General features: G+C 71.7%; 6 protein-coding genes. 3 read left to right on the plus strand and 3 right to left on the minus strand.

The window, feature by feature from the left end:
* Nucleotides 1–38 precede the first annotated feature (38 nt).
* Nucleotides 39–2,576: a SpoIIE family protein phosphatase gene (locus ACZ4VL_RS35145; protein ID WP_468208403.1), complete on the plus strand. Its 2,538-nt coding sequence runs from the start codon at nucleotides 39–41 to the stop codon at nucleotides 2,574–2,576.
* Nucleotides 2,577–2,626: 50 nt separating this feature from the next.
* On the opposite strand, the gene ACZ4VL_RS35150 is transcribed toward ACZ4VL_RS35145, so the two are convergent.
* Entirely contained in the window at nucleotides 2,627–4,174 is a 1,548-nt protein-coding gene (locus ACZ4VL_RS35150) for an FMN-binding glutamate synthase family protein (protein ID WP_468208406.1), read from the minus strand.
* A gap of 168 nt (nucleotides 4,175–4,342) precedes the next feature.
* Nucleotides 4,343–5,818 carry an SAM-dependent methyltransferase gene (locus tag ACZ4VL_RS35155; RefSeq protein WP_468208392.1) on the minus strand — a complete coding sequence of 492 codons (1,476 nt, stop codon included), beginning with the start codon at nucleotides 5,816–5,818 and terminating at the stop codon, nucleotides 4,343–4,345.
* A 13-nt stretch (nucleotides 5,819–5,831) separates the two neighbouring features.
* Here ACZ4VL_RS35155 and ACZ4VL_RS35160 point away from each other — a divergent pair, with 13 nt between their 5' ends.
* Together ACZ4VL_RS35160 and ACZ4VL_RS35165 are read left to right on the plus strand one after the other, a co-directional pair.
* Complete coding sequence (locus ACZ4VL_RS35160; protein ID WP_468208395.1) at nucleotides 5,832–6,068, plus strand: hypothetical protein; 237 nt, start codon at nucleotides 5,832–5,834, stop codon at nucleotides 6,066–6,068.
* A gap of 95 nt (nucleotides 6,069–6,163) precedes the next feature.
* On the plus strand, nucleotides 6,164–6,529 hold the full coding sequence (locus tag ACZ4VL_RS35165) for a S24 family peptidase (RefSeq protein ID WP_468208398.1): 366 nt from the start codon (nucleotides 6,164–6,166) through the stop codon (nucleotides 6,527–6,529).
* A gap of 148 nt (nucleotides 6,530–6,677) precedes the next feature.
* Here the strand turns inward: ACZ4VL_RS35165 and ACZ4VL_RS35170 are convergent, their stop codons facing one another.
* Nucleotides 6,678–7,568: a helix-turn-helix transcriptional regulator gene (locus tag ACZ4VL_RS35170; protein WP_468208399.1), complete on the minus strand. Its 891-nt coding sequence runs from the start codon at nucleotides 7,566–7,568 to the stop codon at nucleotides 6,678–6,680.
* Between the last annotated feature and the right edge of the window lie 154 nt (nucleotides 7,569–7,722).

The following is a 7,722-nucleotide window of genomic DNA, read 5'->3' on the forward strand; positions in this document are numbered from 1 at the left end:
ACCCCCACGAGCCGCCGGGCGGCATCGGCCGCCCTCGGATGCCGTCCGGCCCGGCCACCGTCCGGGTCGGCCCTCAGCGCGACGCCATCGCCGCCCCCGCCGGCACGGCCGACGCGGACCGGTGGGTCGGCAGCACCCCCGACACGACGGGCGCGGACCGGTCTGCCGGCGCCACACCCGACACGGCCGACACGGCCGGCGGCGCCGCGGTCGGCCGCCTCGCGGGCATCGTCGAACGCCTGCGGCGCGAGCTCCATCAGGTGCACGCCGACGCCGCCGGGCGGGCACTCGTCGAGATGGCCATCGGCGTCCTGGTCGAGCGACTGCAATGCGGGCCCACCGAAGCCTCGACGCAGCTGGCGGCCCTCGCGGACAAGGCCGGCGTCCCGCCCCTGGCCCTGGCCGCGGACCTCGTCAACCAGGCTGCCGCGGACCGCATCTCCGCGGTCGCACGCGACTTCGTCGCCTCCTCAGCCGCCGCCCCCGCTGCCGACTCCGTCGGTGTCCGGCTGCGCAGCGCCGAAGCGCACGCCCTCGCCGGGCAGGACACCGAAGCGGCAGCCCGCTCCATGCTGGAGCACGCGCTGCGCCCCCTCGGCGCCGTCGCCGTCGCCGTGTGGGCCGCCCACCCCGACCAGTCCCTGTCCCTGGCGGGCAGTGCCGGCTTCGGTCCCGCGGAGGCGCACCGCTGGCGACACGTGCCTCCGGGAGTGCCCACGCCCGCTCGCCACGCCCTCGACCGGCGGGCTGCCGTCTCCTATCCGGTGCTCGCGGACGCCGCCCTCCCCTCGATCGGCCAGCACGAGATCAGCGGCGGACGCCTCGCGGTCCCGGCGGGCATCGGGGGGCGACTCATCGGCGTCCTGGAAGTCTGCTGGCACGACCGGCTGCCCGAGCTGTCCCAACCGCTGCAGCGCCAGTTCGAGGCGCTCGCCGAGCTGTGCGCGACGACCCTCGAAACCTGGGCTGACAGCGGACCGGCCGAGCCAGAGAGGCGCGACAACCGACTCGACAGCCTGCGGGCGCTCACCGACGGCCTGCTGGACCCCAGCCTCATCCTCCAGGTGGCGTGCGACGGCGACGCAGGCCCGCTGCGCTTCACCATCCGACACGCCAACCCCGTCTTCGTCGACTTCGCAGGCCGGCCCACCAGCGCCATCGTCGGCGCCCGGCTGCTGGAGGCGTACCCGCTGGCGGCAGAGGCCGGGGGGCTCCTGGAGAAGGTCGAGCACGTCTTCGTCACCGGCGAGCCGTTCCGCACTGGCGGCATGACGCTCTCGGCGATGGTCGACGGCGTGCCGCTGAGCACTCGGGCCAAGGTGAGCATCAGCCGCCACGGCAGTCACCTCGTGGTGGTCTGGCGGCTGGACGACGGCACGCCGCGGGTCGCCCGGCTCCTCCAGCACGCCCAGCGGCTCGGACGCATCGGCGGCTTCGAGGAAAACCTGCAGACCCGACAGATCGTCTGGAACGAAGCGGTCTACGAGCTGCACGGCCTGCCCCGCAGCGCTCTGCCGATCCCCCTCGACCAGCTCGCCGATCACGCCCACCCGGACGACCGGCACTCCATCGGCCGTTTCCTGCGCACCCTGTTGCACCACCGGCGGCCCGCCTCCACCGCGTTCCGGCTGGAGCGCCCCGACGGCGTGGCCCGCCACATCCGGGTCGTGGCGGAACCCGTCGACGGCCCCGACAGCCGGCTGAGCCTCGTCCGCGGCGCCTACCAGGACATCTCGGCTCAGCACTGGACCGAGGTCGCCCTCGCGGCCACCCGCGACCAGCTCGCCCAGACCGAGCAGCATGCGGCCGAACGCAGCCGCCTCGCCCGCCAGCTACAACACGCGATCATGCCGCCCGTCCGCGGCCCGCTTCACCTCGACGACCTGCACGTCGCGGTCCGCTACCGGCCGGCCGAGAAGGACCACCTCGTCGGCGGCGACTGGTACGACACCCTCACCCTGCCGTCCGGCGAGATCCTGCTGTGCGTCGGGGACGTCGCCGGACACGGCATCGAGGCCGCAACCGGCATGGTCGCCCTGCGCAACGCCCTGCGCGGGCTCGCGGCCACCGGCGCCGGCCCGGCCCAGCTCCTGTCCTGGCTGAACAGCATCACCCACCAGCTGACGGAGAACCTCACGGCCACGGCCGTATGCGGACTGTACGACCCGGTGACGCGCAGACTGCGGTGGGCCCGCGCCGGCCATCTGCCGCCCGTTCTGTTGCGCGCCGGGCGCGCGGAGACCCTGCCCCAACTCGGGGGTATCCTCCTCGGTGCTCTGGACCAGGCCGAATACGAGGAGAGCGAGCTCCACCTGCAGCCGGACGACCTCCTGGTCCTGTACACCGACGGGCTGATCGAACGCCGCGACCAGTCCCTCCAGGCGTCGCTGACGAACCTGATCTCCCTCACGGAGAGGGCGGGCGCCGACGGCCCGTCCGACCTGGAGGCGCACCTGGACCACCTGCTGCGCGACAGCCGGGCGGACACCGACGACGACACGTGCCTCGTCGGCGTGTCAGTCCGGGGACGAGCGCGGGGAGCAGCTTCGGACGGAGTACGCCAGCACGCACCGTGACCTCACGTGGCAGCGCCGGCGTGTCACGGGCCGGCGGCCGGGGCGCGGCTTCAGGCGGAGAAACGGTCGGGGTGCGCCGCCCTCCAGTCCGCCGCCCAACCACGCGGAGGCGACGCGAACAGCTGTCCCGGACCGAGCCATTCGTGGATTTCGGCGTAGGTGCGGAGGGTGTGCGGGTCGACCCGCTGCACCAGCATGTGGGGGCGCAGCCCGCTCGGGTCGTCCACCCCCATCGCGGCCATGATCTGCAGGGCGCTCTTGACCGTCGCCTCCTGGTAGCGCCGTACGCGCTGCGACTTGTCACCGACGTGCACCGCGCGTGCGCGTCGTCTGTCCTGGGTGGCGACCCCGACCGGGCAGGTGTTGGTGTGGCAGCGCTGGGCTTGGATGCAACCGATCGCGAGCATCATGGCGCGGGCGGCGTTGGTGTAGTCCGCTCCCTGGAGGAGCCGCTTGACGAGGTCGCTGCCGGTCGCGATCTTGCCGCTGGCTCCGATCCGGATCCGGTCGCGCAGCCCGGCACCCACGAGCGCGTTGTGCACGGTCATCAGTCCCTCGTCCAGGGGAAGGCCGACGATGTCGGCGAACTCCGGCGGCGCTGCGCCCGTCCCGCCCTCCGCCCCGTCGACGACGATGAAGTCGGGCGTCACCTCCTCTTCGAGCATGGCTTTGCACAGGGCCAGGAACTGGCGGCGGGAGCCGACGCACAACTTGAGCCCGACGGGCTTGCCGTCCGCGAGCAGGCGCATGCGGGCCAGGAAGCGCACCAGCTCGCGAGGGGTGGAGTAGACGCGGTGGAAGGGCGGGGAGACGACCGTCCGGCCCTGCGGCACGCCGCGCACCCTCGCGATCTCCGCGTTCACCTTGGCACCGGGTAGGACACCGCCGATACCTGGTTTGGCGCCTTGGCTGATCTTCAGCGAAACGCATTTGACCTGGGGGTACGCCGCCTTCTGCGCAAACTGCTGCTCGTCGAAGTCCCCGTCGCCGGTTCGGCAGCCGAAGTATCCGGTACCGATTTCCCAGACGAGGTCCCCGCCGGGGCGCAGGTGGTACTCGGACAGCCCGCCCTCGCCGGTGTCGTGGGCGAAGCCGCCCAGCCGCGCTCCGGTGTTGAGGGCGAGGACGGCGTTGGCCGACAGCGATCCGAAGCTCATGGCGGAGACGTTGAGCAGTGCCATGTCGTACGGCCGGGTGCAGTCGGGTCCCCCGATGCGGGCCCGGGGCGGATCGGGGGGTACGGCGAGCGGAGCCATGGAGGGCGTGAAGTACTCGCTGCCGGGCCGGTACAGGTCGCGTTCGGTGCCGAACGCCTCTTCGGCATCCGTTCCCTTGGCCCGTTCGTAGACGAGGCTGCGGGTGTCGCGGTCGAAGGGGCGGCCGTCGTAGTTGCGCTCGATGAAGTACTGCTGGATCTCCGGCCGCACCGCCTCCAGCGCGAAGCGCAGCCGCCCCACGAGGGGGTAGTTGCGCAGGATGGCGTGCCGCCGTTGGACGAGGTCGTGGGCGGCCGTCGGCGCGACGACGAGCAAGGGGGCGGCGAGGACCCAGAACCAGGGCACGACGAGGGCTCCGGCGACCGAGGCGGCGGCGGCCATACCGAGCAGGATCACGAGGAATGTCTTCAGCACGTGCCTCTTGTGTCCCGATGCCGGCCCGCCATTCCCTCGTTCGGGGGGTGACGTGCCGCGTCGTGCCGGCGTTGCCGCCCCTCCCGGCGAATGCGTGCGAGGCCCGGGGAGTTGGAGCAGGCGGCCCAGCACGCCTCAGAGCTTCTCGAAGACCAGGCGGAGGGTCGTGGCGCGGCCTTCCTCGAGGAAGCGCAAGGACGTCCGCAGCTCGCGCTGGATGTCGTCCACGGCCCGACGGCCGATGAGCCGGGCGCCGTCCTCTTGGTTCTCTTCAGCCAGCTCGATCCACGCGCCGAGAGTCCGAATGCCGTCCTCCGGGTCCCGTCGTTCGGAAACGATCCGGAACAGGCCTGCCGAGGCGTCGGCGAGCTCGGATCGGGTGGGGACGAAGCATTCTGGGAACACGGTCCGGGAGGCGTGCAGCCCGGACCGGAGGTTGCGTACGGCGGCCGCGGCGTCCCGGCCCGTCGGGCGACTCCGGCCCGCTACGCCGTCGGCTGCCAGCCGCTCCGGGCTGAGCAACACGGAAGCGAGCCAGCCGTACCGGCTCCAGGCGTTGGCCTGCACCGACAGCCGCCCGGCCGGCCGCAGCCAGTCGTGGCAGCGCTGGAAGAACTCCCGGTAGCGTGCGACCCGGCGCGACCGCCACAGCGTGCCCCCGGCGAAGTGCTCCACGGCCTCGATCACGATGACCGCGTCGTAGGGTCCGTCCGGGCGGTGATCGAACCAGTTCTCCACCCGTACCTCGCATCTCGGCCACCCCTGTGCCCGTACCCGGGCTGCCTCGGCGGGACTCAGGGTCAGACCGACGGCGCGCTGGACGCCGTGGCACTCGACCATGCGGTGCAGCAGGCTCCCATAGCCACAGCCCACGTCCAGCACCCGCTCGGCGCCCTCGGCCCGAGCCGCTGCGACGTGGTGGTCGAGCTTGCGCCGCTGGGCGGCTTCGAGAGTGTCGCCCGCCTGCCACATGGCATGGGAGTAGACGAGGTCCTCGCCCAGGAAGAGGCGGTAGAAGTCACCCAGGTAGTCGTAGTGGTGAAGGATGGCCTTCGTCGACGACCCCTTGTAGGCGGACGCCCCTCTCTGGAAGGAGGTCCCCCTGGTCGTCGGGGTGCCGTGGGTGGGCTGGCTGGCGGCGGGCTTGCCGTTCCCGGACATGGATCGATCACAACCGCTGTCCGGGCCACCACGTGCGACCCACACCGACCGCACGCGCCTTTCCCACCCGTTCAGCCCTCGAGGCCGCTGCTCCATCGTGTCAAGCCGCTCGCCGAACTTCCTCGGCGTCGACAGACGGGACGCTTTCGGTCCGTTCGAGGAACCGGTCCGGTCGATGTCTTCGGCGCTGCCCACTGGCTGCTTGCCGACCGCGCCCCGCAGCCCGGCGTCGACCTCGCGCCCTTCGACGCGCTGGTCGTTTCCGTCGATCCGGACGGCAACGTCGAACTCACCGAGCTGAGCGCCGTGCGAGCCCGCTGGCCGCACCTGGACCGACTGCCCGACGGCGGATTCGTCGTCGCCGCGTCTCGTACCCGCCGGTACGAGGACGCCGACCAGGTCCAGATCTTCGACGCGCTCGGCCGGGAGTTGCTCCGTTGGGGACGCCATCGAGCACCTGCTGGTGGACGAGGCCGGCCAGCTCTGGGGCGGGCACTTCGACGAGAACCCGGTGGGAATCCGCCGCTGGAGCGCCACGGGCCAACTCACCTGGACGTCAGCCGGCGCTCCCATTCCGGGTCTCTTCGACTGCTACGCCCTGAACGTGTCGGGCACCGCCGCCTGGGCGTGCCCGTACACGGACTTCCCGCTCGTCGAGATACGCCCCGACCGCACTGATCTGTTCGACCTCGGCAGCTGATACCTGGTGCCGTGTCAGGCTACGTCCGCCTTGCTGGTGGAGCATGGAGAAGTAAATCGGTGGGTTGATGCAGGGGGATCTGCCACGATCACCGGATGGGCGCATTGGAAGCAGTGGCGGGCAGGCTTGCTGGCGGGGCTACCGTGGCGTTCCGGCCCAGCGGCTCCTCGATGGTCCCGCTGATACGCAGTCGGCAGCAAGTGGTCGTTGCTCCGGTCGATCCGTCGAAGGTGGAGGTCGGGGACATCGTCCTCGCCCGTGTCGCCGGGACGGTCTACTTGCACGTCGTGTCGTCTGTGGACCCCACCAGGAGGCGGGTACAGATCAGCAACAACCGCGGCCGCGTCAACGGCTGGACCAGCCATGATCGTGTCTTCGGTATCTGTGTGGCAGTCGACGGCATCACCCGGTCAGGAGTCGCGGGCAAGACGATTGCGGCCGACTCCGACGACTCCTCCTGAACCTGACGCTCCAGCGGCATCGGGCCGCCAAGCCATGCGGGTGTTCGTCACGCACGCGTCCCCACGTGGCCGCCGCTCCGTACGGCTGGAACGAGCGCGGGGAGTTCGGCGGTATGGTCCGGGGCCGGTCCGGCCGCGAGTCCGCGGCTTACCGGTCTTGTTCGCCGATCGGTCGTTCGACGAGTGCTGGGGTCGTGGAGGCGGTCCAGGCGAGCAGCATGTGGAGGGCGTCGTGGGATGAGGTGTCCTTCCGGGCTGCATACGTGATCAGGGCCTGGTCGGGGTCGTCGGCAGCGCGCAGGGTCTCGTAGGTCAGTTCCAGGTCGCCGACCAGCGGGTGGTGGAACCTCTTGACACCCGAAGTCTTGTCCTGGACCGGGTGTTCAGCCCACCAGCGGCGAAAGTCCTCGCTCTTCATCGACAGCTCCCCGATCAGATGTGCCAATCGTGGGTCGTTGGGGCGCCGTCCTGCCTCCAGGTGGAGGTAGGCCACGTTCTCGCGGGCACAGGAGGACCAGTCCGCGTACAACTCTCGGGACCGCGGGTCGAGGAAGGTGATCCGGGCGATGTTGCGCTCGGCCGGATCCAGGGCGGCGTAGTCGCCCAAGAGGGCGCTTGCTGCCGGGTTCCAGGCCAGAATGTCCATGCGTCGGCCCATCACCATGGCCGGCACGTCCTTCAGCTCGTCCAGCAGTCGCTGGAGCATGGGCCGCACCTGCTGCTGGCGGATCTGGTGCCCCCGCGCTGGACGGCCGGGGTGCTGTGGCCGGGCCAGGTGGTGCAGGTGCCGGGCCTCGTCGTCGTTCAGCCGCAGTGCTCGGGCGAGGGCGTCGAGCACGGCGTCCGAGGGGTTCGACACGCGGCCCTGTTCCATCCGGGTGTAGTAGTCGACGCTGACCCCGGCGAGCTGGGCGATCTCCTCGCGGCGCAGGCCCGCGACGCGGCGCGTGCCGCCGAAATCGGGTAGGGCCACATCCTGCGGGCGCAGGCGGGCGCGGCGGGTCCGGAGGAAGTCGCTCAGGCTGATCGTGGTGCTCATACGACGATTGTGGCTGATCGTCGTGGGGGGGGGGGGGGGGGGGGGGGGGGGGGGGGGGGGGGGAAAGAGAGGGGGGGGGGGGGGGGGGGGAGGGGGGGGGGGGGGGGAGGTGGGGGGGGGGGGGGGGGGGGGGGGGGGGGGTGGCGGGGGGTGG

It is taken from the genome of Streptomyces sp. NPDC029014, assembly GCF_055564695.1.